This is a genomic window from Mesorhizobium sp. W050, from assembly GCF_054719535.1.
On sequence record NZ_JBTTIH010000001.1, the window covers coordinates 5,364,247 to 5,389,171 of the forward strand.

Here is a 24,925-nt window from a genome sequence, read left to right on the forward strand (position 1 = left end):
GTCCTCACTTCTTCTTTCCGAGGCCGGGCAGACCACCGCCGCCAAGGCCGGGAAGCTTCATGCCGCCGGGCAGACCGGGCAGGCCACCGCCGCTCGGGGTGGGCGGGCCCTTCATGCCGCCAAGGCCGGGCATCTGCTTCTGCAAGGCTTCGAGCTGCTTGGGATCCATCTTGGAGAGGTCGGGCATGCCGCCACCCATCATGCCGCCGGGGCCACCCGGCATCATGCCGCCGAGGCCCATCTTGGAGGCAAGGCCGCCCATCATGCCGCGCATCAGGCCGCCGCCTTTGCCCTTGCCGCCCATCGCCTTCATCATGTCGGCCATGCCGCGATGCATTTTCAAGAGCTTGTTGATCTCGGCCGCATCCGTGCCTGAGCCGGCGGCGATGCGCTTCTTGCGCGAATGTTTCAGCATGTCCGGATTGGCGCGCTCGGCCTTGGTCATCGACGAGATGATGGCGAGTTGGCGGCCGAACATCTTGTCGTCGAGGCCGGCGGCCGCCATCTGGTCCTTCATTTTGCCCATGCCGGGCATCATGCCCATGATGCCGCCCATGCCGCCCATTTTCGACATCTGCTGAAGCTGGCCGGCAAGGTCGTTCAGGTCGAACTTGCCCGACTGCATCTTTTTGGCCATCGCCGCCGCCTGCTCGGCGTCGATGTTTTCGGCGGCCTTTTCGACCAGCGAGACGATGTCGCCCATGCCGAGGATGCGGTCTGCAATACGCTTGGGGTGGAATTCCTCCAGCCCGTCCATCTTTTCGCCGGTGCCGATCAGCTTGATCGGCTTGCCGGTGACGGCGCGCATCGAAAGCGCGGCACCGCCACGGCCATCGCCGTCCATGCGGGTCAGCACCAGGCCGGTGATGCCGACGCGCTCGTCGAAGCTTTTGGCAAGGTTGACGGCGTCCTGGCCGGTCAGCGAATCCGCGACCAGCAGGATTTCGTGCGGGCTCGACATCTTCTTGATGTCGGCCATCTCCACCATCAGCGGCTCATCGATATGGGTGCGGCCGGCGGTGTCGAGGATGACGACGTCATGACCGCCGAGCTTGGCTGCCTGGACGGCGCGCCTGGCGATGTCGACCGGGTTCTGGCCCGCAATGACAGGCAGGGTCGCGACTTTGACCTGCTCGCCGAGCTGGCGCAGCTGCTCTTGCGCCGCGGGCCGCCGCGTGTCGAGCGAGGCCATCAGAACCTTCTTGTTCTGGCGCTCGGTCAGGCGCTTGGCGATCTTGGCGGAGGTCGTCGTCTTGCCGGAGCCCTGCAGGCCGACCATCATGATGACGACCGGCGCCGGCGCATTGAGGTCGATGGCGACGCCCTCGGCGCCGAGCATGTCGACCAACTCGTCATGGACGATCTTGACGACCATCTGTCCAGGCTTGATCGACTTGACGACGGCGGCGCCGACGGCCTTCTCGCGCACCTTGTCGGTGAAGGAACGCACCACTTCCAGCGCAACGTCCGCCTCGAGCAGCGCACGGCGCACCTCGCGCAACGCCGCCGAGACATCAGCCTCCGACAGCGCGCCGCGGCCTGTCAGGCCGTTCAGGATGGAGCCAAGGCGCTCCTGAAGTGATTCAAACATTGGTCAACCCGCCGCGCGAGAGCGCCTTGGATTCATGGTGATCCCTGTCGGGCCGATGGCCCGCCACGCCTCTTGTGCGCTCCTGCAGCGATTCAAACATTCCGTTTCCTTTTTCTCAGGCACCCCGATGGTGCCCGAGAGGTAGTGCGTTCGCGCCGCTCATCCAAGCAAAGCTCAAAACCAAAAAGCACCCGGGGGCGCTCAGCGCTGCCGGGTGTTGGCCTCCAGGATCTGTTTACAGCACCCACCTCAAAAGGTTTTGGCGTCCTGGTCGGCTTGCTCGGAGGGATACTCGTCGCGGATTTCGGGGCTGTAGACAGGAAATCGGCCGAAGAGTCAAGACAAGGGCGGCTTCCCGGTCTCTGGATCGGTCCCTGTTTAGTTCACCCTGCATCCCGAGGGTCGGCCGTAACCTTCAGCGGCGAGCGCGGGTGCAGAAGCAGCAGGATCGTCAGCAAGGTGCAGACGATACCGATGGCGGCGATGATGACGGCATCCGTCGTCGTCCAGTCCGGACCTTCCAGCGGCTTGGCGTTGAACAGGGCGAAGGAATTGTAGTTCTCCTGATGCGAGATCAGCAGGAAGCCGGTGAGATTGTTGCCGAGATGGGCGCCGAAGGCGGCGCCGAGATTGCCGGTGACATAAACCACCAGCGTCAACAGCAAGGCGAAGGCGGCGATCGAGGCCAGCACGCAGGCGTTGATGGCGGGGCTCGAGCCCGGGCTCCAATGCAAGGAGGTGAACAGCAAAGCGGGCAATAGCGCCCACACGTAAGGGCTCTCGAAGCGCTTGGCCAGGCCGCGCAGCAGATAGCCGCGAAACAGCATCTCCTCGGACGAGGTCTGCAGCAGGGTCAGCGCCACGATCGGGAGCAGGAACAGCAGCCAGGTCGACAGGTTGATCGTGCCGCGGGCGATTTCGGGCTGTAGCCAGTAGAGCAGGATTTCGGAAAGCGCCGATGTGATCAGCACCGCAACCAGGCCCTTGAGGAAGCCCGACAAGGACACGCGGCGACTGGCGCCGAAAAGCGCCGAGAGCGGCTCGCCATGGACGAAACGCATGGCAAGCCAGAGGCCGAGCCAGATGCCGGTAAACGAGGTGAGTGCGGTGAGTATGCCGATGGGCGAGGCCAGAAAGCCCTGAAGCGGCCCGCGCGGATCGTCCGGCAATACATGCCAGACGATCGCGACATAGGTGCCGCCAAGCACCACAACCAGGGTGATCGCCACCCAGAACAGGACGACGACCGCCGTTCCAATTATCAGCCGCGGCAGGTTCGTCTTTTCGGTGGCCGTGTTGCTATAGCGCTCGAAGGCGGCTGGATCTGATATCACGCGAGTTCCTCTGCCGAACGCATCGGGTCGCATGATCTAGGGGATCGTCGGCTCTCGCGCAATTGCTGCTGTTCAGCGACCCTTTTGCCGCCCTCAGCCTCGGCAGGAGGGCGGCACGAGTTCACTTGTCATCCTTTCCAGGCAAAATCAGCGCACGACGTACATGATGCGCCGTGTCTGCGGGTCGACCAGCGCCTGCTGGCCATTCACATAGACGTAGCGGTAGCGGTAGTCGGGGATTTCGCGCAGTTCGACCGTGTCGGGCAAGGTGGCACCGGTCACCACCTCGCCCTCGAGATAGACAGGATCGAGCCGGTGCGTGCTGACATAGGTGCCGACTTCCGCCGGTGGCCTGTCGATGGCGTCGACGGGGCCGTCGTCGGACAGAATCGCACCGGTATAGGTATCGGGATAATCATCCTGCGGCGGTGTAACCACGGTGATGGCGGCGTTGGCGGGGCGGCGTGTCAGAACGACCCGGTTGCCGCCGAAATCGGCCGTGACATAGTCGGAATAGACCCAGCCCTGGCCTCCGGCTTCCGCAATGGTGCACCATTTGCTGTTTTCGATGCAGCCATTGAGCGTCGCCGACTGGCCGGCGGCGAGCACGCCGATCACAGGATATTGCGGGCCGGGGCCGGCGCGCACATTAAGATCGGTGACGGCCGAGACGGCGGTATCGGCGAGTGCCGCACCCGACATCGCGACAAGCGCCCCGGCGACGGCCGGAAACAATATGCGTCTCATGGTTTCTCTCCCTTTCATGGTCCCTCGCGACACCAAACGAAACCAGAACGCATGCGTTCCGGCTAAAATACCGACGCCAGCTCACGATTTGTTCCGGTTTCTTTCGGCAAACCGGTCAAAAGCTCATGCACGAAGCTGAGTTTCTGCGCCGTCACGTCCGAAATGACGAAGGGATAAAGGTCGGGCAGGCCCATGCAGCGGTTGATCGAGTTGGAGGCTTCCGAGAGTACCAGCCAGCGGGCCAGAATCTTTTCGAACGGCTCGGGCACGGCGTCAGGTTCCGCGGGCGCCGCCTGCAACCGGCCGCCGGTGTCGCCTTGCGGCAGCACATTGGTCTCCATCGTCTCAAGCTGGCCGAGTGGAAAATTCAGCGCGTGCACCATCTCCAGCGTGTCGGTGATGTGGAGATGGTGCGCCCAGGTCTCGGCCCAGTCTTCCCATGGATGCGACGTCGCATAGGCGGAGATGTGGTTCTGCTGCCAGTCGGGCGCAGCGCCATTGGCGTAATAGGCCTTCAGCGCCTGCTCGTAGTCGGGGCGTTCGTCGCCGAACAGCGCCCGGAAGGCATCGAGCCGTTGCGGCTCGTCGCGGATCAGCCGGTCCCAGTAGTAATGGCCAAGCTCATGACGGAAATGACCGAGCAGCGTGCGGTAATTTTCGCCCATCTCGACGCGACGCCGCTCGCGCTCGGCCGAGTCCGCCTCGGCGACGTTGAGCGTGATCAGGCCGTTGTCGTGGCCGGTAAGGATGCGTTCGCCGCCGGGACCGCCGCCGATCGGATCGGCAATGAAGTCGAAGGCGAGGCCGATTTCGTCGCCGTGCTTGTGCTTGGGCGCGACCGGAAGGCCGAAGGCGAGCAGCGAATAGACGGCGCGCTTCTTGGCCGCCTCGACGCGAATCCAGCGGCGGCGGTTGCCGTCGACGGAGAGGTCGGGGATCAGCTGGTTCAGCACGCAGGCGCGGCAGTAGGTATGACCCGGTTCGGCCATCCAGTTGCAGGCGCATTCATCCGCATTGCTGCAGTGGAAGATGCCGTCGACGTCAGACAAGGCAAAGCGCGCATGCTCGGGATCGTAAAGCACGAGACTCCCGCAATTCAGGCACTGCGCATTCTCGAAGTAGAGGCGGTGGCCGCAATGCGGGCAGTCGAACAGTTTCATGTCGATCTCGATGCGTCAGGCGTTGGCGTATGGCGTCAGAGGAGGAATATGGTGCGGAGCGGCGCCTCGCCCAAACGCCCGCCACGGGCCGCCGTTCCATGCCCCCGTCACCTCTTTTTACCCGAGCAGCGAATTCGCCTGCCCGGCGCCGGGCGTTTCGGCCACAATAAGCACTTGATCGTAAGCAAATTCCGCTGCATTGGCCAGGGTAGCGCCGGGGGTACGGTGACAATGGCGCGTTTCGCTGGCAAGTTCGCAACCGGGACGTGATTCAGGCAATCAGGAGAGAAAGCATGGCATTGCTTGCCAAGGGAAAGATTATTGCTGCCGCGGTGGTCGCGGTACTCGCGCTGGCGACGGGCGCGCAGGCGGCGGCCAGCTGCGGCAAGACCGGCGCGGGCTTCGAAGCGTGGAAGCAGGACTTTGCCGCGCAGGCCAGGTCCGAAGGTGTCGGCGGGAAGGGTCTGGCTGCTCTGGCCGGTGCCAGCTACGCGACAAAGACAATCTCCGTCGACCGCGCCATCCACAAGGCGTTCAGCGGTTCGGTGGACGCCTTCATGAAGCGCCGTGGCGGAGCTGCGATCATTTCCAGGGGCCGTGCGCTGAAGAAGTCGAATGCGGCGATGTTCGACAGGATCGAGAGCAATTACGGGGTGTCGCCGGGCGTGTTGCTGGCCATCTGGGGCATGGAAACCGGCTTCGGAGCCTCCCTGGGCAACCAGAACACGGTCTCCGCCATTCTGACGCTTGCCTATGATTGCCGTCGCCCGGGGTTCTTTTACCCGCACGCCATTGCGGCGCTGAAGCTGGTCGATCGCGGCGCGCTGAGCGCCTCGTCGGTCGGCGCTGCGCATGGCGAGATCGGCCATACGCAGTTCCTGCCCGGCAATGTCCTGAAGTATGGCGTCGGCAACGGAAATCTGCGCGACAAGGCGACGGCCTTGGCTTCGACGGCCAACTTCCTCAAGGCTCATGGCTGGCGGGCGGGTGCGAGCGCGAGTGCGAATATGGGGGCCATCGCCGGCTGGAATTCCGCCAGCGTCTACCAGCAGGCCATCGCCCAGATCGCCGACGCGATCGACGGCGGCTGATAGAAATATCCAGATCGAAGAACGGAAAGCCCGGCCATGCGCGGGCTTTTCTGCAAGGACTGGAGCTTTTGGCGGTCAAACCGTTCAGCAGCCAAGCGGCTAACCGCCTTTTATGACCTTCCAGATGTCCGTGGACTGGTCGAACTGGAGGCGGTTTATGTCGGAGAAGGTCAGCCGGCCGGTCTTCATGGCATCGACAAGGCGGCGGCACAGCAGTGGCGGCATGCGCTCCAGGGAAACGCCCATAAAAGCGGCGATCTCGTGTTTGGCCGATATATTCGATATGGCCACCTTGCTGACGCAGCGATCGAATGCCGCCTCGGGATCCTGTCTCACTTGCTCCTGCCCAGTCTGGCAACCGGCCAGCATGACGACCATTGCAGGCAGGGCCACAAACCACGGCTTCATTGTCAGCTGCCCCCATCGATTGTGAGGAGGCTAGATAAGGGCCCGAAAAGATCAAGCAGGAAAAGCACTGAGTTCTTTGCCGCCGCTCTATTTCTTTGTTTTTACGCAGTTACGGACAAAGTCGGGCATGCTCTTTCTCGAATTGCTCGATCGTTGGCGCAAATGCCGGCTGAGCGCCTGGGCTCTCAATAATGTGCGTAGCCGCTCAACGGGCACTTCTGGGAAATAGGAACCTCGAAGGCGCCTTCAGTACCTTTGCAGCTCCGGAATTTGGAGTTGCGCAGCACCGGCGCGGCCCTGGCAGCCGCCTTTGACTTGCCCTTGATGACCAGCCATATCTCGGTCGGCAGGTCTAGCTGCACTCTGTTCAAATCGGAGTAGCTGATCCGCCCGCTGCGTACTCCTTCGGTGATGCGCTGGCAGAACAGGGCCGGCATGCGCTCCTGCGAGACGCCCATGAAAGAGGCGATTTCGTGCTTGAACGTGATGCTCCATAGATGGACGGCGGAGATGCACCCGTCCTGCTCGCGTTTTGCGGCCGCCTGCGAGGACTGGCATCCGGTAAAGACGATGGCCGCCGCAAGCATGAGAAAAATGGCGTTTTTCACGATCAGAATCCCTCCGTCCCGCGAAGGAATTTAGATGAGGCTTTTAAAAGGTCAACGGAAACCATGTCAGCCAGCTTGGCCTCTTATATTAGAGGTACCAAATAAAAACCCTGCGTGACCGCCGGGTTTTCCTGGAACACTAGTTTGGTTCACCCTTGCGGCTCCTTGCCGCCAGCGTCCTCAGCCGCAGCGCATTGAGGCGGATGAAGCCGGCGGCGTCCTTCTGGTCGTAGGCGCCGCGGTCATCCTCGAAGGTGACCAGCGCGTCGGAATAGAGCGTCTTCTTGGATTTGCGGCCGGTGACCATGACATTGCCCTTGTAGAGTTTCAGGCGCACCGTGCCTTCGACGTCTTCCTGGCTCTTGTCGATCATCGCCTGGAGCATCAGCCGCTCGGGCGAGAACCAGAAGCCGTTGTAGATCAGCTCGGCGTAGCGCGGCATGAACTCGTCCTTGAGGTGGCCGGCGCCGCGGTCGAGCGTGATCGATTCGATGGCGCGGTGGGCGACGATCAGGATGGTGCCGCCGGGGGTCTCGTAGACGCCGCGCGATTTCATGCCGACGAAGCGGTTCTCGACCAGGTCGAGCCGGCCGATGCCATTGTCGCGGCCAAGATCGTTGAGCGCCGTCAGCATCTCGGCCGGCGACAGCTTCTTGCCGTTCAGCGCGATCGGGTCGCCCTTCAAGAATTCGATTTCGATCTCGGTGACCGCGTCCGGCGCGTCCATCGGCGAGACGGTGCGCTGATGGACGAATTCCGGCGGCTCGCTCCACGGGTCTTCCAGCACCTTGCCCTCGGAGGACGAGTGCAGGAGGTTGGCGTCGACCGAGAAGGGTGCTTCGCCGCGCTTGTCCTTCGCCACCGGGATCTGGTGCTGCTCGGCGAAGTTGATCAGGTCGGTGCGCGACTTGAACGACCAGTCGCGCCACGGCGCGATGACCTTGATGTCGGGATTCAGCGCATAGGCCGACAGCTCGAAACGGACCTGGTCGTTGCCCTTGCCGGTGGCGCCATGCGCAATGGCATCGGCCCCGGTCTCCCTGGCGATCTCGACCAGGTGTTTGGAGATCAGCGGCCGGGCGATCGAGGTGCCGAGCAGGTAGGTGCCTTCGTAGACGGCATTGGCGCGAAACATCGGGAATACGAAGTCGGCGACGAATTCCTCGCGGACATCGACGACGCGGATATCCTTGATGCCCATCATCTCGGCCTTCTTGCGCGCCGGCTCCAGCTCGCCACCCTGGCCGAGATCGGCGGTGAAGGTGACGACTTCCGCGCCGAGCTCGGTCTGCAGCCATTTCAGGATGATGGAGGTGTCGAGACCGCCGGAATAGGCGAGCACGACCTTCTTGACGTCTTTTGTCTTGGGCATTGCTGGGGACATTTTGGCGGTTCCGCGCGTGAGTTTCGCGGGCGAGGTATCACGGCATTTCCGGCCAGCGCAAGGGATGAACGGGCGCCGGCCGCCGCAGCCGCTGGACCAGATGCCACGCTAGTCAGTTGCTGGCGTGAGCGGGGAGGCTGCGTTATAGACCGACGATCATTCGCCAGGGGCCACCGATGTCCTTCATTCCCGACACCACAACACTGATCCAGTTCGCCATCGCCACCATGATCCTGGCGATCACGCCGGGGCCGGATATGACGCTGTTCGTCTCGCGAACACTGAGCCAGGGCCGCGCCGCCGGCTTTGCCTCGCTGGCGGGTGCTCTGTTCGGAACGCTGATCCATACAACTTTGGTGGCGGTCGGCATCTCGGCGCTGATCGTCGCCTCGCCGATGGCCTTCCTGGTGCTGAAAATCTTCGGCGCCGTCTATCTGGTGTTCCTGGCCTGGCAGGCGATGACCAAGGGCTCGGCGTTTTCACCGCAGAAGAAGAATGGCCCGCAGATTTCGCTGTTCCGCAGCTGGGCCGCCGGACTCGGCGTCAATTTGCTCAACCCGAAGATCATCCTGTTCTTCATGACGTTTCTGCCGCAGTTCGTCTCGGCTCACGATCCGAACGCGCCGGGAAAACTGTTCTCCCTCGGCCTCATGTTCATCGTGCTGTCGATCCCTGTGACGGCGCCGATGGTGTTTGCCGCGGAAAGGTTTTCGGCGGCGATGAAGGCCAGCCCGCGCGTAACGCGGGTCGTCGACTATCTCTTTGCCGGTGTGTTTTCGGCCTTCGCGCTCAAGATCCTGACCGCTCAGGCGAAGTAGCGGCCTGCCACCAGCTTCCGGCCCAGCGGCCGGCGCTTAGCCAGTAGAAGATGCCGCCGACCATGCCGCAGCCGATCACCGCGGCGATGGCGCGCGGTTCGGTGACGTCGAAATCCACGTTCTGGTGGACGAAGCCGAGGAAGGCCGCGGCCACCAAGCCGCCCGCGAGTGCATAGAACAGCCAGTCGCGGCGGCTGAGGACCTCGGAGATCAGGATTGCGACCACCGCCGGTATGAAAGCGAAATAGGCGACAAACAGCGCCACGAACGGGATCGAAAAATACAGCGCCGCGGCCGCCGCTGGGTGCGCATCGTCCGGCATATAACCGACGGAAGCCAGGAACAGCACGTTGAGAAAGGCGCTCGCCGCCAATGAGGCGACGACATAGCCGAACAGGATGACAGCGAAACGGAGGATATAGGCGAAGAGGCGGCTCACGCCTCGCCATGCCCCGCAATCATCATGGCTTCCAGCGCCAGGCGGTCGACCTTGCGCATGCGTTCGGAGTCGGATTTGAGCTGCCCGCAGGCGGCCAGGATGTCGCGGCCGCGCGGCGTGCGGATCGGCGAGGCATAGCCGGCATTGTTGATGTAGTCGGCAAACTTCTCGATCGTCTCCCAGTCCGAGCACTGATAGTTGGTGCCCGGCCACGGGTTGAACGGGATCAGATTGATCTTGGCTGGAATGCCTTTGAGCAGCTTAATCAGCCCCTTGGCGTCCTCGATGGAATCGTTGACGTCCTTCAGCATCACATATTCGAAGGTGATGCGCTTGGCGTTGGACAGGCCGGGATAGGCGCGGCAGGCCTCGATCAGTTCCTTCAGCGGATACTTCTTGTTGATCGGCACAAGCAGGTCGCGCAGATCGTCATTGGTGGCGTGCAGCGAGATCGCCAGCATGACCCCTATCTCCTCGCCGGTGCGGAAGATCTCGGGCACCACGCCGGAGGTCGAGAGCGTAATGCGGCGCTTCGACAGCGACAGTCCGTCGCCGTCGGAGGCAATCAGCAGCGCCTTCTTCACCGCCTCGAAATTGTAGAGCGGCTCGCCCATGCCCATCATGACGACGTTGGAGACTTTTCTGCCCTCGGCAGGGACGATGGCGCCGTCGGGTGTGTCGCGGTCGGGGAAATCGCCGAGCCGGTCGCGGGCGGTGAGCAATTGCGCCAGGATCTCTTCCGCCGTCAAATTGCGCACCAGCTTCTGCGTGCCGGTGTGGCAGAACGAACAGGTCAGCGTGCAGCCGACCTGCGAGGAGATGCAGAGCGTGCCGCGGCCTTCTTCGGGGATGTAGACGGTCTCGATCTCGACGGGACGGCCGGCACCGCGCGGCGGAAAGCGGAACAGCCACTTGCGCGTGCCGTCGGAGGAAATCTGCTCCTCGACGATTTCGGGCCGGGCGACGGTAAAATGCTTGTCGAGTTCGGCGCGCAGATCCTTGGAGATGTTGAACATGCCGGCAAAATCGGAGACGCCGCGCACATACATCCAGTGCCAGAGCTGCTGGGCGCGCATTTTCGCCTGGCGCTCGGGCACGATGCCGGCACTGACAAGGGCTTCACCGAGCTCGGCCCGGGTCAGGCCGATCAGCGACGGCTTCTCGGGCGTGGCGCGAGCGCGCAACGCGTCGCGTGCGCCCTCAGTGGTGAGATCGAAGGAAAGGGTCATATCAGCGCCAATATAAGCGAATTGCGGCCGATTTCATCCATCGTGCCGAAAAGAAGCGCGGCGCATAGCACAGGTTGCGGCGAGAGTCATGCGGCGGGAACCGCGCCAGCCTACTTGCACTTGGCGATCGACGTCAGCGCGGCCGAGATGCCTTTCAGCGAAAACACATAGGTCGTCGGATTGCCGCGGCCGGACTTCGCCGAGACCTTCATGTCGGTGCCGGTCTTCATGGCGGCGATCAGCACCGGCTCTTCGGCGGCGTTCTCGACCCAGGCCGACTTGCCCCGGGTGAACATCGAGAACGTCTTCTTGTCGATGGTGACGGTGGCCTTGGAGCCTTCCTGGAATGTGTAGCCGGCGATGAATTGCGGCTCGTAGGACACTTGCTGGCCCGGCCGCTGGCTGACGAAGAAGAACATGTCGCCGTGATCGAGCGTCGGCGGCTGCTTGTCGGTCGGCACGGTGAGCACATAGCAGACCTTGCCGCCCTGCGCCTGGTAGCTGTAGGTGCCCCAGGCATTGTGCTGGCCGATCTTGGTCGCCTGCTGCGCCAGCGCCGGCGCGGCAAAAGCCACCAGGACCAGGCTCGAGACTAGTGCAATCAATCCGCGCATCGCTTTTCCCGTATTCCAAATGGTGCGGGGCAGGCCGGCTTGGCGTCCTGCCCGTCGCTTCATTTTGATTTAATCTGGGTTACCAAACGGTGAATTTCCCTCGGAAAAGGACATTCACCCATGGAAACCACCGCCATTTCCGCGCCGCTTCTTGAAAAAACGGCTTTCGCAATGTCCCTGCGGCGACTTGGAGGCCACGAAAGCGGCAAGAGTTTGACTTTTCCAACGGCCGCAGCGGAACCCGAAGCCAAGCCGCTATCGTCCTGTTTGAGCGGAGGATTTCTTCTGAACCCAGTTGCCAACGCGACGCCGATTCAGCTCTTGTCGGCGATCGCCGCCTTGGCGGCCTTGCGGTGCGCAGGGGTGATATGGGCGCTTACCGTGGAGATCGCGGCGGTCAGCACGGCGATGTCGTCGGTGAAGCCGAGGCCGAAGACGAAATCGGGTATGACGTCGACCGGCAGCACGAAATAGCCAAGCGCTGCCAGCAATATGCCCTTGGCACGCAAAGGCGTCTTCCTGTCGAGCGCGCAATAATAGCCGGCGACGACCTCTTCCATGAACGGAATCTGCCGGGCGGCCTTCTTGGCCGTGCGCCAGAATTTGGCGCGCACTTCACTCTCGTCGCCGAGCTTGCTGCCGAAGCCGAAGAAATCAAAACCGGGCTGCTGCGCCATCAATCCTCTCCTTGCCGGCCGTCGCGCTACGCGTTGCGCGCGGCCGCCACGGAAAATGTGGTGAAAGTCCCGGTCCACTGCAAGAGGATGGCGCCGATTTGGCGTTGCCGCCCCAGCGTTCAGCCGCCAGCATACCCATTCATCTTCTTGGCCAGCGCGATGTCGAGCGCAGTGACACCACCGGCATCATGGGTGTTGAGCGTCACGTCGACAGTCTTGTAGACGTTCGACCAGTCGGGATGATGGTCCATCTTCTCGGCGGCCAGCGCGACGCGGGTCATGAAGGCGAAGGCTTCGGAAAAATTCTTGAAGTCGAAGCTGCGCTTGATGGAGGCGCCATCGGCTGCCTGCGACCAGCCGGCCAGTTCGGCCAGTGCGCCGGCGATGGCGTCCTTGCTGAGTTTCTCTCTCGTCATGATGATTTCCCGTGCTATCCCAGATATCGACCCTCACCATAATGCAAGTCGCCCAAAAGTCCTTTGCGTTTTGGGCTTCCAAATGCACGAACGGCGCATATCGAATGAGCGTAAAGCCGATAAATTCCATACTCTTCGTCTGCCTCGGCAACATCTGCCGCTCACCCCTGGCCGAAGGCGTGTTCGCGCCGTGCTGGCGGAACGCGGCCGCGACATGGTGCTGGACGACATCGTGCTGGACTCTGCGGCGACCGGCGGCTGGAACCTCGGCGAAGCGCCCGACCCGCGCTCGATCGCGATTGCGGCCCGCCACGGCCTCGACATATCAGGGCAGCGGGCACGCAAGGTCAGGCCGGGGGATTTTTCGCGCTTCGACCTGATCCTCGGCATGGATCGGCAAAATGTCCGCGACCTCAAGGCGTTGGCGCCGGCCGGTGCCCGCGAACGTATTCATCTCTTGGCAGAGTTTGCGCAGGGCAAAACCCGCGACGTGCCGGATCCCTATTATAACGGGGCCGAAGCGTTCGCTTCGGTCTACCGCATGATCCGCGAAGCGTCGGAGGCGCTGGCGACGAGATTGGTGGCGCGGGCGTCGACGCCGGAGAGCGGCCACGCCTCCTCGACAATGTAGGGACCGCCGCCGACCGAATCGCGCGACGACATCAGCACGAAGCGGCCGACGCGAAACGGCAGCGTCGAAAAATTGCCGCGCGCCGACAGGTACTGCGCGACGTCGAGCGGGCTCGAATTGCGCAAGCGTGCCAGCGTAACATGCGGGGTGAACTTGCGCGGGTCGGCAAGCAAGCCGAGCCGCTGGCAGATGCGGTCGATTTCGCTCTGCAGCGCCGAAAGGTCGGGCGAGGCGAAGACGCCGGCCCAGACGGCGTGCGGCTTCTTCTGGCCGAAAGCGCCAACTCCGGACAGGGTGAGCGAGAAGGATGGGCGGTGCACCCGGTCGAGCGCGTTGGCGATTTCGTCGGCGATATGGCCTTCGACGTCGCCGATGAAGCGCAGCGTCAGATGGTAGTTTTCGACATCGATCCAGCGGGCTCCGGGCAGGCCGCCCCTGAGCAGGGACAGCGAAAGAGCGGCGTCACGGGGTATTTCGAGGGCGGTGAAAAGACGCGGCATGGTGAGCCTCCCTTCCTCGAATCGAACTGTGCCCCTAGCGAATCATCGATAGTCAAACGGGGCAAGTGGTTTGTTGGTTGCAGGCATTTTTACGAACAGGCGACCCGGGCCCTCTGCAGCCCGGTCTTTTGTTTCAAAGTTCGCGCGAGGCGAACAGCGTCCTCTCTCTTGATGATAATGGCCATATGACCCTCCTTTTGGAGGCTATATGTCCTTTTTGGCCACACCGGTCAAAATGATCGCCGCGTGTTATTCTCGTCACGCCGGCGTTCAACCGCCACCCTGAACTGCCGCAATCGCGTTCTCCACGGCGGGCAGGATGCGCTTGACCATCGCTGCGACGCCCTTCGGATTGGGATGCAGGCCATCCTCCAACTGCAGGCCGGACTGCCCGGCGACGCCATCGAGAAAAAACGGATAGAGCGGCACATCGTATTTCGCGGCAAGCTTTGGATAGATCGCATCGAAGGCGTTCTGGTAGTCGGCGCCGAGATTGGGAGCGGCGCGCATGCCGGCCAAAAGCACCGCGATCTTGCGCGCTTTCAGCTTCGCCAGCATGTCGTCCAGGTTCTTTTCCGTAATGCTGGGCGAGACGCCGCGCAGCATGTCGTTGGCGCCGAGTTCGAGGATAACCAGCCTTGTCCCATCCGGTACCGACCAGTCAAGCCGTGCCAAGCCGCCGCTCGAGGTGTCGCCTGAAACGCCGGCGTTGGCTACGGTGACGTCATGGCCTTTGGCCCGCAGCGCAGCTTGCAATTTGTCGGTAAAGCCATCGCCAGGCCCGAGGCCGAAACCGGCCATCAGGCTGTCGCCGAACCCGACGATGGTGAACGTCTCGGCGCGTACCGACGAAATGGCGCCGCAAAGGGTGACGAAAAAGACGAGCCCTGCGGCATTCAAGCGTTTGAAAGATATCTTCCGTTTGAAAGACATGTGGCAGGCCCCATATACCCGAGGAATTCTTCCGGCGACGGCTTCCGGCAAGCAGAGCCTTCATCCTGATATAGGACGCTTTAATTGTGACAGAAGCCGTCATCGCGCTGAAAGACATATCCCTGACCCTGGGCCAAGGGGCTTCGTCTGTGCATGTGCTGAAAGGCGTCAGCCTTGACGTGACGCGCGGCGAGGCGACCGGCATTGTCGGCCCTTCGGGTTCCGGCAAGTCGACCTTGCTGATGGTGCTGGCCGGGCTGGAGCGGGTCGATTCGGGCACGGTGCGCATTGCCGGCGAATTGCTGAACGGCCAAAGCGAGGACCAGATCGCCTCGTTTCGGGGCCGAAACATAGGCATCGTCTTTCAGTCCTTCCATCTCATTCCCAACATGACGGCGCTCGAAAATGTCGCAGTGCCGCTGGAACTGGCCGGCCATGCCGATCCGTTCGGCGTCGCCGCGCGCGAGCTGGCAGCGGTGGGCTTGAGCGACCGCGTCACCCACTATCCGGGCGAGCTGTCCGGCGGCGAACAGCAGCGCGTGGCGATCGCCCGCGCGCTGGCGCCGTCGCCGCGCATTCTCATCGCCGACGAGCCGACCGGCAATCTCGACCAGGCGACGGGGCGGCAGGTTGCCGACCTTTTGTTCGCCAAAGCGGCCGAGCGCGGCATGACCTTGGTGCTGGTCACGCACGATCCGGCCCTTGCGGCGCGCTGCTCGCGCCAGGTGTCGATGCGCTCCGGCCGCATCGAGGATGCGCCGGTAGCGCAGGTGAAGGTGCCGGCCTGATGCCACTGTCGCAGACGCTGAAGCTCGCGTTCCGCTTTTCGCTGCGCGAGATGCGCGGCGGACTGTCCGGCTTCATGATCTTCCTTGCCTGCATCGCGCTCGGCGTCGCTGCAATCGGCGGGGTCAATTCGGTGGCGCAGGCGATCACCGCAGGCGTTGCCGACCAGGGCCAGACGCTGCTTGGCGGCGACTTGCGCTTCCAGCTCAACCAGCGCGATGCGACGCCAGCCGAAAGCACCTTCCTCGACCGCCTCGGCACTGTGTCGCACAGCGCCAATATGCGCTCGATGGCGCGGCTGGAAGACGGCTCCGACCAGGCGCTGGTCGAGGCCAAGGCCGTCGACGACGCCTATCCGCTCTATGGCGCGATCGAGACCGCGCCGCAGCTTGGCAGAAAGGATTTGTTCGGCGAGAAATCAGGCGTCTTTGGCGCCGCCGCGCCCGACCTGTTGTTCGACCGGCTGAATGTGGAGATCGGTGACCGGCTGAAGGTCGGCAGCGCGACATTCGAATTGCGGGCCAGGCTGGTGAGCGAACCGGATGCGGTGTCGGACGGTTTCGGCTTCGCGCCGCGGCTGATGGTCTCGACCGCGGGGCTTGCCGCGTCCGGCCTGATCCAGCCGGGCAGCCTGGTCGAGAATGCCTACAAGGTTCGGCTGCCGGCCGGCGCCAGCCAAGCCGATCTCAAAGCCATCCAGGATCGGGCGGCGAGCGATTTCCCTGAAGCCGGCTGGTCGATCCGCACGCGTTCCAATGCGGCGCCGGCGCTGTCGGCCAACATCGAGCGCTTCTCGCAATTCCTGACGCTGGTCGGGCTGACGGCGCTGGTGGTCGGCGGCGTCGGCGTTGCCAATGCGGTGCGCGCCTATCTCGACGGCAAGCGCGGCGTCATCGCCACCTTCAAGAGCCTTGGCGCCTCGGGCGGCTTCGTCTTCACCGTCTATCTCGTGCAAATCCTGATGATCGCCGGCCTCGGCATCGCGCTTGGCCTCATCCTCGGCGCCGCCATGCCGTTTGCAGCCAGCGCTGCGCTCCAGTCGGTCATTCCGGTGCCGGCTGAAGGCGGCTTCTATCCCGGTGCGCTGGCTCTTGCCGCGCTGTTCGGGCTGCTGGTGACGCTGGCCTTCGCGCTGTTGCCGCTCGGCCGCGCCCGCGATGTGCCGGCGACCGCGCTGTTTCGCGAAATGGGTTTTGAGGGCCGAGGCTTTCCACGCCTGCCCTATCTTGCCACGGCGGTCGGCATCGCGCTCGCTTTGGCGGCTTTGGCCATCCTGTTTTCTGGCGACCGGCGCATCGCCTTGATCTTCGTCGGCGCGACGATCTTTGCCTTTCTGGTGTTGCGCCTGGTCGGTGCTCTGGTGCAGTGGGTGGCGCGCAAAAGCCCGCGTGTGCGCTCGGTCGCGCTTCGGCTCGCCATCGGCAACATCCACCGGCCCGGCGCGCTGACGCCGTCCGTCGTGCTGTCGCTCGGGCTCGGGCTGACGCTTTTGGTGACGCTGGCGCTGATCGACGGCAATCTCAGGCAGCAGATCTCCGGCAGTCTGCCGGAACGGGCGCCGAATTTCTTCTTCGTCGACATCCAGAATAGCGAGGTCGATGCCTTCTCGACATTGATCGGCAAAGAGGCGCCGAAGGGAACGCTGGTCAAGGTGCCGATGCTGCGCGGCCGGGTGATGGCGCTGAACGGCGTTAGTGTCGACAAGGCCAATGTGCCATCGGAAGGCGCCTGGGTGCTGCGCGGCGATCGCGGCCTGACCTACGACGCCAAACAGCCGGCCAATGCGACACTGACCGAAGGCATCTGGTGGCCGGAGAATTACAGCGGCGAACCGCTGGTTTCGTTCTCCAACGATGAAGGCAAGGCGCTCGGCCTGAAGCTTGGCGATACCGTCACCGTCAATGTGCTCGGACGCAATGTGACGGCCAGGATCGCCAATTTCCGAGAGGTGCAATGGGAGACGATGGGCATCAACTTCGTCATGGTGTTCTCGCCCAACACTTTTGCCGGCGCCCCGCATGGCTGGCTGGCGACGCTGACCGAAAAGGATGCCACGGCAGCAGAGGATGCCCGCCTGCTGAACGCCGTCACCCGCGCCTTCCCGGCGGTGACGACAGTTCGGGTCAAGGACGCGCTCGATGTCGTCAACCGGCTGGTCGGCCAGCTCGGCACGGCGATCCGGGCCGCGGCCGGCGTTGCCTTGATCGCTTCGGTGCTGGTGCTTGCCGGCGCGCTCGCCGCGGGAAATCGCGCCCGCATCCACGATGCCGTGGTGCTGAAGACGCTGGGCGCCACGAGGCGCACGCTTATCGCGGCGTTTTCGCTGGAATACATGCTGATCGGCCTGGCCACCGCGGTGTTCGCGTTGGCTGCCGGCGGCGTCTCCGCCTGGTACATCGTTGCCCGCATCATGACACTGCCGTCGCATTTCATGCCGGAGGTGGCAGTGGCGACCTTGGTGTTTGCGCTGGTGATCACGGTCGGCATCGGCCTTGCCGGCACTTGGCGGGTGCTCGGCCACAGGGCGGCGCCGGTGCTGCGCAACCTCTAGGCCCCAAGCGGCAAGGTTGGCCGAATCTGCCGTTTCCGATTAAATCTTGGTAATGTGCAGTCATGGAAGCCCAAGAAAACCGGCTTCCGGAGATTCACCAAGCGTTGCAGCCCGTTACGGTCTTGTTCTTGACGTCAAGAACCATCATATTTCGCCACAGGCATGCTGGAGCCCCGCCAGCGGCGCCCAGGTCCGAAAGGGCCTGACACCGTACGGGGCAGAAGCAACAGAGGATTCCAATGGCTGAGCCCATTCGCAACTACCAGACTTCGGCCGTGCCGGGCGCGCGCGCCGACATTGACCAAGGCCTGCGCACTTACATGCTCAAGGTCTACAATTTGATGGGGCTTGGCCTCCTCATCACCGGCGTCGCCGCCTGGGGCGCTTTCCAGCTCGCCGTCACCGGCGACGGACAGCTGACCGCTTTCGGCACGCTGATCTATGCCAGCGCCTTCCGCTGGGTGGTCATCCTGGCTCCGCTCGCCGCCGTCTTCTTCCTGTCGTTCAGGATCCAGTCGATGAGCGTGGCCGCGGCGCAAACCACCTTCTGGGTCTATTCGGGCCTGGTCGGCCTGTCGCTGTCGACCATCTTCCTGGTCTACACCGGCGCGTCGATCACCCAGACGTTCTTCGCCACGGCGGCCGCCTTCGGCGCGCTGTCGCTCTACGGCTACACGACCAAGCGCGACCTTTCGGCCTTCGGCTCGTTCCTGGTCATGGGCGTGGTCGGCCTGGTGATCGCCATGCTGATCAACATCTTCCTGCAATCGTCGGCGCTCGGCTTCGCCATCTCGGCGATCGGCGTGCTGATCTTCGCCGGGCTCACCGCCTATGACACGCAGACCATCAAGGAAATGTACTACGAAGGCGATCAGGCCGACGTTGCCGGCCGCAAGGCGATCATGGGCGCGTTGAGGCTATATCTCGACTTCATCAACCTGTTCATGTTCCTGCTGCAGTTCATGGGCGATCGCCGCTAGGCGGTCTTCCCATCAGGCAACTGGACCAGCTGATATCAAGAGGGCGGCCAACGGCCGCCCTTTTCTTTTGTGCCGGCCTTTGCTGTCATGGAGGCAGATGAATCGTCTGCATAAATCATGAGCACTATTTCCATCCGCGCGGCCTTGGAAGGCGACCTCGGCCGAATCACCGAGATCTACGGCGATGCCGTGACGCATGGCACCGCGAGCTATGAGCTGGAGCCGCCCAGCCGCACTGAGATGGGTGGGCGCTTCGACAGCCTGACGGCGGGGGGCTTTCCCTATCTGGTGGCGGAACGAGGTGGCGCGCTGCTCGGCTACGCCTATGCCGGCGCGTTCCGGCCGCGCCCGGCCTACCGCTTCATCGTAGAGGATTCCGTCTATGTCGCGCCTGATGCGAAGGGCCAGGGCGTCGGGCTGCTGCTGATGCAGGCGCTGATTGAAGCCTGCCGTATGGCGGGCTTTCGCCAGATCATAGCTGTGATCGGCGACGGCCATGCAGACAGCGCCTCGGTGCGGCTGCATGAAAAGCTCGGCTTTCGCCATTCCGGTCGCCTGGAAGGCTCCGGCTACAAGCATGGGCGCTGGCTTGACACCGTGTTCATGCAGCTGTCGCTGAATGGCGGCGTAACGGTTCCGCCCGATCCGCATTCGCTGCCGGAGCGGAAGTTTCGTGAGAGCCTGAGGAGGGGGAATTGAGGAGTTGAAGAACTGAAGAATTGAGGAGTTGAAGAACTGAAGAATTGAGGAGTTGAAGAACTGAAGAATTGAGGATTTGAATAGCTGAGAACAAACCCGGCGGTATTTCGACCGTTACATCCTCTTTTCAATTCTTCAGTTCTTCAATTCCCCAATTCTCAATTAGGCCTGGACAATCTTCAGCTTAGCATCGAAGACGTTGAGCACGCGACCGAGTTCTTGGCCGCGCTTGAGGATTCGGCCGCCGGCGGCGATGACGGCGAAGGCGCCTTGCCGGCGCGCCAGTTTCGGATCCTTGACGATCTGGAACAGCGGCACTTCGCTGGCCCGGCGGAACACTGAAAACACAGCCCGATCAGACAGATGATCGATGGCATAGTCGCGCCATTCGTTGGCGGCGACCATGCGTCCGTACAGCCTCAGGATCTCGTCGAGTTCACGCCGGTCGAAACGGACCGGCTGGTCGAGGCGTTCGCGTCGCGCCTCGTGCAGCGGGATCAATATTGCGGATGCGTCCCCATCCTCCGTCCCACCGCTGCGATCGGTCATCCCGCGATCCCTTTGAAAATGAATCTCGCTTGCAGAAGTTGGCGTGTTCGCCGTGGAATTGCAAGGCCCGGCTAACCATCCCGGGACCGCGCTGTTTTCGCAACGTCCAGTCACTTTTATAAAACGCGGTGTTTGAATTGGTGATGCCTCGCCACATTTCCGCCTTTTTTTATCCGCGCTCATGCCCCAATGTCCGACGAATTTACCGGCGTTGCCTGAGACGGTTCGGTCCGGCACCGGCTCGTAAACCCCAAGCCCCCCGCCCACGGGTCTGCGTCGGATCGAACCAACCTCGGACTTTCCTCAGGGAGAGACCGGGTGCGACGATCCCAAAGCCTAAATGACCGACGTCAGAAGCAAGCTGACGTCGGTTTTTTTGTTGGGCGGCGCCAGACACTTGTCGTCGTGATCCTTCACACCCCCTCTGTCCTGCCGGACATCTCCCCGCAAGGGTGGAGATCAGATTTCGCGTTTGCTTTCGCCAATCTCAAACGTGGGACAGGATGGCGGATGTGGCGAAGCTGCCAATCTCCCTCCTTGCGGGGGAGATGGCCGGCAGGCCAGAGGGGGGTGCTGTCCCGCCGATATCAAAAGATATGGACCAGCCTCTTAAGGCTTGTGAATAAACGCCGCGCCCAGAATAGGCCCCGGCAGGCCGTCCTTGCCGACCGATTGCAGCAGCACGGCGCAGCCGCCTTTCTTGGCGATCTCGGTCATCGGCAATTCGTAGCGCTGCGCCTTGCCGTGCCACATGCCGGCGGTCTGGATGCCGGTGACGGCGTTCCAGTAGGTCATGCTGCGGCCGGTGTTCTCGCCCTTGGCGATGGTCACCGTCTGCGGTGGTTCGAAATAGACGATGACGACATGGGCGTCGCTGGGGCCGCTACCGGCGTCGCCGGCATCGATCATGACGCGATCGCTGGTGCGGCTGACCTTGACGCTGACCCGCATGCCTTCACCGGATTTCTCCATGCGGGCAAGCGCGCCGTCGACCTCCTTGCGGCTGGCGCCGTTGACATGGCTGCGACCATTGATGACGGCTTGCGGCGTGTAGACGGAGCGGGTGCCGAAGGCGCGCATATAGTCATATTGCCGGTCGGTATTGTCCTTGCTGCTCAGCGTGTCCTGCCAGCCGAGATAGTCCCAGTAATTGACGTGGTAGGCGAGCGCGACGACGTTGTCCTTGGCCGCCAGCTCGGCAAAGAAAGCGTCCGCCGGCGGGCAGGAATTGCAGCCCTGGCTGGTGAACAGCTCGACCACGCCCAAGGGCCTGTCAATCTGCGGTTTGTCGGTCTGGGTCGTTCCCGATTCCTCGGCGAACCCGGTCCCGGCAAGCGCCGAGAAGGCCAGCGCAAAAGCCGCAAGCCGGAGAGGGTGTCGAGGTGCCATGATCGTTCCGATTCCCGCCGGTGACGCCGGCCTTGTTCTGGTTGCCCAGATTTGTGGCAGAAGCGACAGTCAACGGGAAGTCACGTTGCGGTGAAATTTTTGCTGCCGCAACCATGGGTATGGCCATCACAGGGGGAGCACTTCACCGCCCGGTTCGATCGGGAGCATGGCATCAGGAGCGTGGGGCAGATCTTGCTGAGCCCAGCCGGTTTTTACTCCTGTCGTACAGGGCGGGGCTTCGATCGGGTCGGGCAATGCTTTGGAAAGACTGGGAGTAGGGAGTAGGGAGTAGGGAGTAGGGAGTAGGGAGTAGGGAGTAGGGAGTAGGGAGTAGGGAGTAGGGAGTAGGGAGTAGGGAGTAGGGAGTAGGGGATGTCGTTCCCCGCTACCGCCCAATCCCTACTGCCTAAGCCCTGGCCGCTACGCGGCCAGATCGCGCAGCACGTATTGCAAAATGCCGCCATTCTTGAAGTAGTCGAGTTCGTCCAGCGTATCGATGCGGCAGATGATCGGCACGTTCTTCACGGTGCCGTCGCCATAGGTCACCTTGGCGATCATCGTCTGGCGTGGCTTGATGGTGCTTATGCCGTCGATCTCGACCAGCTCGTCACCCTTGAGGTTGAGCGAGGCCCATGAGGTGCCTTCCTCGAAGACGAAGGGGATGACGCCCATGCCGACCAGGTTGGAGCGATGGATGCGCTCGAAGGACTGGGCGATGACGGCACGGACACCGAGGAGATTCGTTCCTTTAGCTGCCCAGTCGCGCGAGGAGCCGTTGCCGTATTCGACGCCGGCGAAGATGACCAGCGGCACGCCTTCCTTTTTGTACCTCATCGCCGCGTCGTAGATCGATTCCTCTTCCTTCGACGGGTAGTGGATGGTGTAGCCGCCCTCGCGGCCGTTCTCGCCCAGCATATGGTTGCGGATGCGGATGTTGGCGAAGGTGCCGCGCATCATCACCTCATGGTTGCCGCGCCTTGTGCCGTACTGGTTGAAGTCGGCAACGCCGACGCCATGGTCGGTGAGGTATTTGCCGGCCGGGGAAGCGGCCTTGATCGAACCCGCCGGTGAGATGTGATCGGTGGTGATCTTGTCGCCGAACAGGCCGAGCACGCGCGCGCCCTTGATGTCGCCGATCTTGCCGAAACCGGAGGTCATGCCGGCGAAATAGGGCGGGTTCTGCACATAGGTCGAGTTGTCGTCCCAGGCATAGGTCTGGCCTTCCGGCGCCTTGACGTTCTGCCAGTATTCGTCGCCCTTGAAGACGTCGGCATATTTGCGGGCGAACAGCTCACGTGTGACGTTCTTCTCGATGAACTCCTGGATCTCGGCCGAACTCGGCCAGATATCCCTGAGATAGACCGGCTTGCCGTCGCGGCCTTCGCCGAGTGGCTCGGTGGTCAGGTCCTTGGTGACGGTGCCGGCCAAAGCATGGGCTACCACCAGCGGCGGCGACGCCAGATAGTTCGCCTGCACGTCAGGTGAAACACGGCCTTCGAAGTTGCGGTTGCCGGAGAGCACTGCGGCGGCGATCAGGCCCTTATCGTTGATGGTCTTGGAGATCGGCGCCGGCAGCGGGCCGGAATTGCCGATGCAGGTGGTGCAGCCGAAACCAACCAGGTTGAAGCCGATCTGGTCGAGCTCCTTCTGCAGGCCGGACTTTTCCAGATATTCGGCGACCACCTGGCTGCCCGGCGCCAGCGAGGTCTTCACCCACGGCTTCTGCTTGAGGCCGAGCCGGTTGGCGTTGCGCGCCAAGAGGCCGGCGCCGATCAGCACGCTCGGGTTGGAGGTGTTGGTGCAGGACGTGATGGCGGCAATGACGACATCGCCATGACCGAGATCATGGTCGGTGCCTTCGACGGCATAGCGCTTGTGGATTTCGACAGCCTTCTTGTACTCGGTTTCCATCGCCTTTGCGAAGCCGGCCGGAATGCCTTCGAGCGGAACGCGGCCTTCGGGGCGCTTGGGACCTGCCATCGACGGCACGACGCTGTCGAGCTCGAGTTCGAGCAGGTCAGTGAAGACAGGGTCGGCCGAGCCGGCGTCACGCCACATGCCTTGCGCCTTGGAATAGGCCTCGACCAGGGCGATGCGGCTTTCCTCGCGGCCCGACATTGTGAGGTAGCGGATGGTCTCGCCGTCGACCGGGAAGAAGCCGCAGGTGGCGCCATACTCGGGCGCCATATTGCCGATGGTGGCGCGGTCGGCCAGCGTCATGTTGGACAGGCCCGGGCCGAAGAACTCGACGAACTTGCCGACGACGCCCTTCTTGCGCAGCATCTGGGTGACGGTCAGCACCAGGTCAGTGGCGGTGATGCCTTCCCTAAGTTTGCCGGTGAGGCGGAAGCCGATGACTTCGGGCAACAGCATGGAAACCGGCTGGCCGAGCATCGCCGCCTCGGCCTCGATGCCGCCGACGCCCCAGCCGAGCACGCCAAGGCCGTTGATCATGGTGGTGTGCGAATCGGTGCCGACGCAGGTGTCGGGATAAGCGGTGGTTTCGCCGTCTTCCGTGTAGGTCCAGACGACCTGACCGAGATATTCGAGGTTGACCTGATGGCAGATGCCGGTGCCGGGCGGCACGACGCGAAAATTGCGGAACGCCTGCTGGCCCCATTTCAGGAATTTATAGCGCTCTTCGTTGCGCTCATATTCGAGCTCGACATTCCTGGCAAAGGCCAGTGGCGTGCCGAATTCGTCGACGATGACGGAGTGGTCGATGACGAGGTCGACCGGCACCAGCGGATTGATCTTCTGCGGATCGCCGCCGAGCGCCTTGAGGCCGTCGCGCATGGCGGCCAAGTCGACCACCGCCGGGACGCCGGTGAAATCCTGCATCAGGACACGCGCCGGGCGATAGGCGATCTCGACGCCGGCGGTGCCCTTGTCCGTCAGCCAGCCGGCCACAGCCTGGATAGAGTCCTTGGTGACGGAGCGGCCGTCTTCATTGCGCAAAAGGTTTTCCAGCAGCACCTTCATCGAATAAGGCAGCTGGGCAATGCCGGTGAGGCCGTTCCTCTCGGCCTCGACCAGATTGTAATAGACATAGTCCGCGCGACCCACGGTGAGGGTGCGGCGGCAATTGAAACTGTCGAGGGATTTTGACACGTGCGGTCCGTCCTTGTCTGTTCAGCCTGAAAGGGAACGGACGCCGATGGGCATGCAATCACGCGCAAAGGTGCGGGTACGGCCATTTCCGCTGTCCGTTCCCAGCCAACCCGAGCCGTTCAAGGCGGCGCGTGCGCTGGTTCGGCGCAAATTCTGTTCCCGTGCCGACCGCTGGCACGGATGTCCCGCATATAGAGAATTTTCTGGAATAGTTCTAGACAGTTGCGGAGCAAATTTGTGCGATGCGGCAGCTATCGCGCGGTAAAGTTTTCGGGACGGG

23 protein-coding genes and 1 pseudogene are annotated in these 24,925 nt (G+C 62.8%); 7 read left to right on the plus strand and 17 right to left on the minus strand.

What is annotated here, in order from left to right; genetic code table 11:
- Positions 1 to 4: 4 nt before the first annotated feature.
- From ffh to ACYG9Y_RS25915, 4 genes are all read right to left on the minus strand, one after another.
- A complete protein-coding gene (gene ffh, locus ACYG9Y_RS25900) occupies positions 5 to 1,591 on the minus strand; it encodes a signal recognition particle protein (protein ID WP_023671707.1) in 1,587 nt (528 codons plus the stop codon).
- Between the two features lie 383 nt (positions 1,592 to 1,974).
- Positions 1,975 to 2,925, minus strand: a complete 951-nt coding sequence (locus ACYG9Y_RS25905) for a CPBP family intramembrane glutamic endopeptidase (RefSeq protein ID WP_023738027.1) — start codon at positions 2,923 to 2,925, stop codon at positions 1,975 to 1,977.
- A 147-nt stretch (positions 2,926 to 3,072) separates the two neighbouring features.
- A complete protein-coding gene (locus tag ACYG9Y_RS25910; protein WP_023671709.1) occupies positions 3,073 to 3,672 on the minus strand; it encodes a DUF1236 domain-containing protein in 600 nt (199 codons plus the stop codon).
- A gap of 62 nt (positions 3,673 to 3,734) precedes the next feature.
- Complete coding sequence (locus tag ACYG9Y_RS25915) at positions 3,735 to 4,832, minus strand: zinc-binding metallopeptidase family protein (protein WP_023738026.1); 1,098 nt, start codon at positions 4,830 to 4,832, stop codon at positions 3,735 to 3,737.
- A 293-nt stretch (positions 4,833 to 5,125) separates the two neighbouring features.
- Between ACYG9Y_RS25915 and ACYG9Y_RS25920 the strand changes: the two genes are divergently transcribed.
- Positions 5,126 to 5,923 carry a lytic murein transglycosylase gene (locus ACYG9Y_RS25920; RefSeq protein ID WP_023671711.1) on the plus strand — a complete coding sequence of 266 codons (798 nt, stop codon included), beginning with the start codon at positions 5,126 to 5,128 and terminating at the stop codon, positions 5,921 to 5,923.
- 99 nt (positions 5,924 to 6,022) lie between these two features.
- On the opposite strand, the gene ACYG9Y_RS25925 is transcribed toward ACYG9Y_RS25920, so the two are convergent.
- The 3 genes from ACYG9Y_RS25925 to ACYG9Y_RS25935 form a co-directional block, all read right to left on the minus strand.
- On the minus strand, positions 6,023 to 6,331 hold the full coding sequence (locus ACYG9Y_RS25925) for a hypothetical protein (protein ID WP_023694543.1): 309 nt from the start codon (positions 6,329 to 6,331) through the stop codon (positions 6,023 to 6,025).
- Positions 6,332 to 6,516: 185 nt separating this feature from the next.
- Positions 6,517 to 6,939 (minus strand): hypothetical protein, encoded by a 423-nt coding sequence (locus ACYG9Y_RS25930; protein ID WP_023710248.1) that lies wholly within the window; start codon positions 6,937 to 6,939, stop codon positions 6,517 to 6,519.
- A gap of 139 nt (positions 6,940 to 7,078) precedes the next feature.
- A complete protein-coding gene (locus ACYG9Y_RS25935; RefSeq protein WP_023738025.1) occupies positions 7,079 to 8,311 on the minus strand; it encodes an argininosuccinate synthase in 1,233 nt (410 codons plus the stop codon).
- Positions 8,312 to 8,499: 188 nt separating this feature from the next.
- On the opposite strand from ACYG9Y_RS25935, the gene ACYG9Y_RS25940 reads away from it, so the two are divergent.
- A complete protein-coding gene (locus ACYG9Y_RS25940) occupies positions 8,500 to 9,141 on the plus strand; it encodes a LysE family translocator (RefSeq protein ID WP_023671715.1) in 642 nt (213 codons plus the stop codon).
- Here the strand turns inward: ACYG9Y_RS25940 and ACYG9Y_RS25945 are convergent.
- From ACYG9Y_RS25945 to ACYG9Y_RS25965, 5 genes are all read right to left on the minus strand, one after another.
- A complete protein-coding gene (locus ACYG9Y_RS25945) occupies positions 9,113 to 9,580 on the minus strand; it encodes a hypothetical protein (protein WP_023694539.1) in 468 nt (155 codons plus the stop codon). The genes ACYG9Y_RS25940 and ACYG9Y_RS25945 overlap by 29 nt on opposite strands.
- Complete coding sequence (rlmN, locus tag ACYG9Y_RS25950) at positions 9,577 to 10,809, minus strand: dual-specificity RNA methyltransferase RlmN (protein ID WP_023710246.1); 1,233 nt, start codon at positions 10,807 to 10,809, stop codon at positions 9,577 to 9,579. Before rlmN ends, ACYG9Y_RS25945 begins: the two co-directional genes overlap by 4 nt.
- A 110-nt stretch (positions 10,810 to 10,919) precedes the next feature.
- On the minus strand, positions 10,920 to 11,423 hold the full coding sequence (locus ACYG9Y_RS25955) for an invasion associated locus B family protein (RefSeq protein ID WP_023671718.1): 504 nt from the start codon (positions 11,421 to 11,423) through the stop codon (positions 10,920 to 10,922).
- Between the two features lie 314 nt (positions 11,424 to 11,737).
- On the minus strand, positions 11,738 to 12,100 hold the full coding sequence (locus ACYG9Y_RS25960) for a YkvA family protein (RefSeq protein ID WP_023738024.1): 363 nt from the start codon (positions 12,098 to 12,100) through the stop codon (positions 11,738 to 11,740).
- Between the two features lie 119 nt (positions 12,101 to 12,219).
- The gene (locus ACYG9Y_RS25965) at positions 12,220 to 12,516 is read right to left on the minus strand and encodes a 4a-hydroxytetrahydrobiopterin dehydratase (protein WP_023738023.1); all 297 of its coding nucleotides are present in this window, start codon (positions 12,514 to 12,516) and stop codon (positions 12,220 to 12,222) included.
- 104 nt (positions 12,517 to 12,620) lie between these two features.
- Here ACYG9Y_RS25965 and ACYG9Y_RS25970 point away from each other — a divergent pair.
- Positions 12,621 to 13,147 (plus strand): annotated as a pseudogene (locus ACYG9Y_RS25970) (low molecular weight protein-tyrosine-phosphatase).
- Here ACYG9Y_RS25970 and thpR read toward each other — a convergent pair.
- Both thpR and ACYG9Y_RS25980 read right to left on the minus strand, forming a co-directional pair.
- The gene (gene thpR / locus ACYG9Y_RS25975) at positions 13,051 to 13,647 is read right to left on the minus strand and encodes an RNA 2',3'-cyclic phosphodiesterase (RefSeq protein WP_023738021.1); all 597 of its coding nucleotides are present in this window, start codon (positions 13,645 to 13,647) and stop codon (positions 13,051 to 13,053) included. The pseudogene ACYG9Y_RS25970 and the gene thpR overlap by 97 nt on opposite strands.
- 270 nt (positions 13,648 to 13,917) lie before the next feature.
- A complete protein-coding gene (locus ACYG9Y_RS25980; protein ID WP_444849036.1) occupies positions 13,918 to 14,580 on the minus strand; it encodes an arylesterase in 663 nt (220 codons plus the stop codon).
- An 86-nt stretch (positions 14,581 to 14,666) separates the two neighbouring features.
- Between ACYG9Y_RS25980 and ACYG9Y_RS25985 the strand changes: the two genes are divergently transcribed.
- The 4 genes from ACYG9Y_RS25985 (at position 14,667) to ACYG9Y_RS26000 (ending at position 19,596) form a co-directional block, all read left to right on the plus strand.
- Positions 14,667 to 15,368, plus strand: coding sequence for an ABC transporter ATP-binding protein (locus ACYG9Y_RS25985; RefSeq protein WP_023738019.1), 702 nt, complete (start codon positions 14,667 to 14,669; stop codon positions 15,366 to 15,368).
- Positions 15,368 to 17,917 carry an ABC transporter permease gene (locus ACYG9Y_RS25990; RefSeq protein ID WP_023738018.1) on the plus strand — a complete coding sequence of 850 codons (2,550 nt, stop codon included), beginning with the start codon at positions 15,368 to 15,370 and terminating at the stop codon, positions 17,915 to 17,917. Before ACYG9Y_RS25985 ends, ACYG9Y_RS25990 begins: the two co-directional genes overlap by 1 nt.
- A gap of 239 nt (positions 17,918 to 18,156) precedes the next feature.
- Positions 18,157 to 18,897, plus strand: coding sequence for a Bax inhibitor-1/YccA family protein (locus ACYG9Y_RS25995; protein ID WP_023671726.1), 741 nt, complete (start codon positions 18,157 to 18,159; stop codon positions 18,895 to 18,897).
- A gap of 117 nt (positions 18,898 to 19,014) precedes the next feature.
- Positions 19,015 to 19,596 (plus strand): GNAT family N-acetyltransferase, encoded by a 582-nt coding sequence (locus ACYG9Y_RS26000; protein ID WP_023738017.1) that lies wholly within the window; start codon positions 19,015 to 19,017, stop codon positions 19,594 to 19,596.
- A gap of 162 nt (positions 19,597 to 19,758) precedes the next feature.
- On the opposite strand, the gene ACYG9Y_RS26005 is transcribed toward ACYG9Y_RS26000, so the two are convergent.
- From ACYG9Y_RS26005 to acnA, 3 genes are all read right to left on the minus strand, one after another.
- A complete protein-coding gene (locus ACYG9Y_RS26005; protein WP_023683844.1) occupies positions 19,759 to 20,145 on the minus strand; it encodes a DUF2794 domain-containing protein in 387 nt (128 codons plus the stop codon).
- A 609-nt stretch (positions 20,146 to 20,754) separates the two neighbouring features.
- Positions 20,755 to 21,534: a DUF1223 domain-containing protein gene (locus ACYG9Y_RS26010; RefSeq protein WP_023683845.1), complete on the minus strand. Its 780-nt coding sequence runs from the start codon at positions 21,532 to 21,534 to the stop codon at positions 20,755 to 20,757.
- Between the two features lie 420 nt (positions 21,535 to 21,954).
- Positions 21,955 to 24,645, minus strand: coding sequence for an aconitate hydratase AcnA (acnA, locus tag ACYG9Y_RS26015; protein ID WP_023738016.1), 2,691 nt, complete (start codon positions 24,643 to 24,645; stop codon positions 21,955 to 21,957).
- Between the last annotated feature and the right edge of the window lie 280 nt (positions 24,646 to 24,925).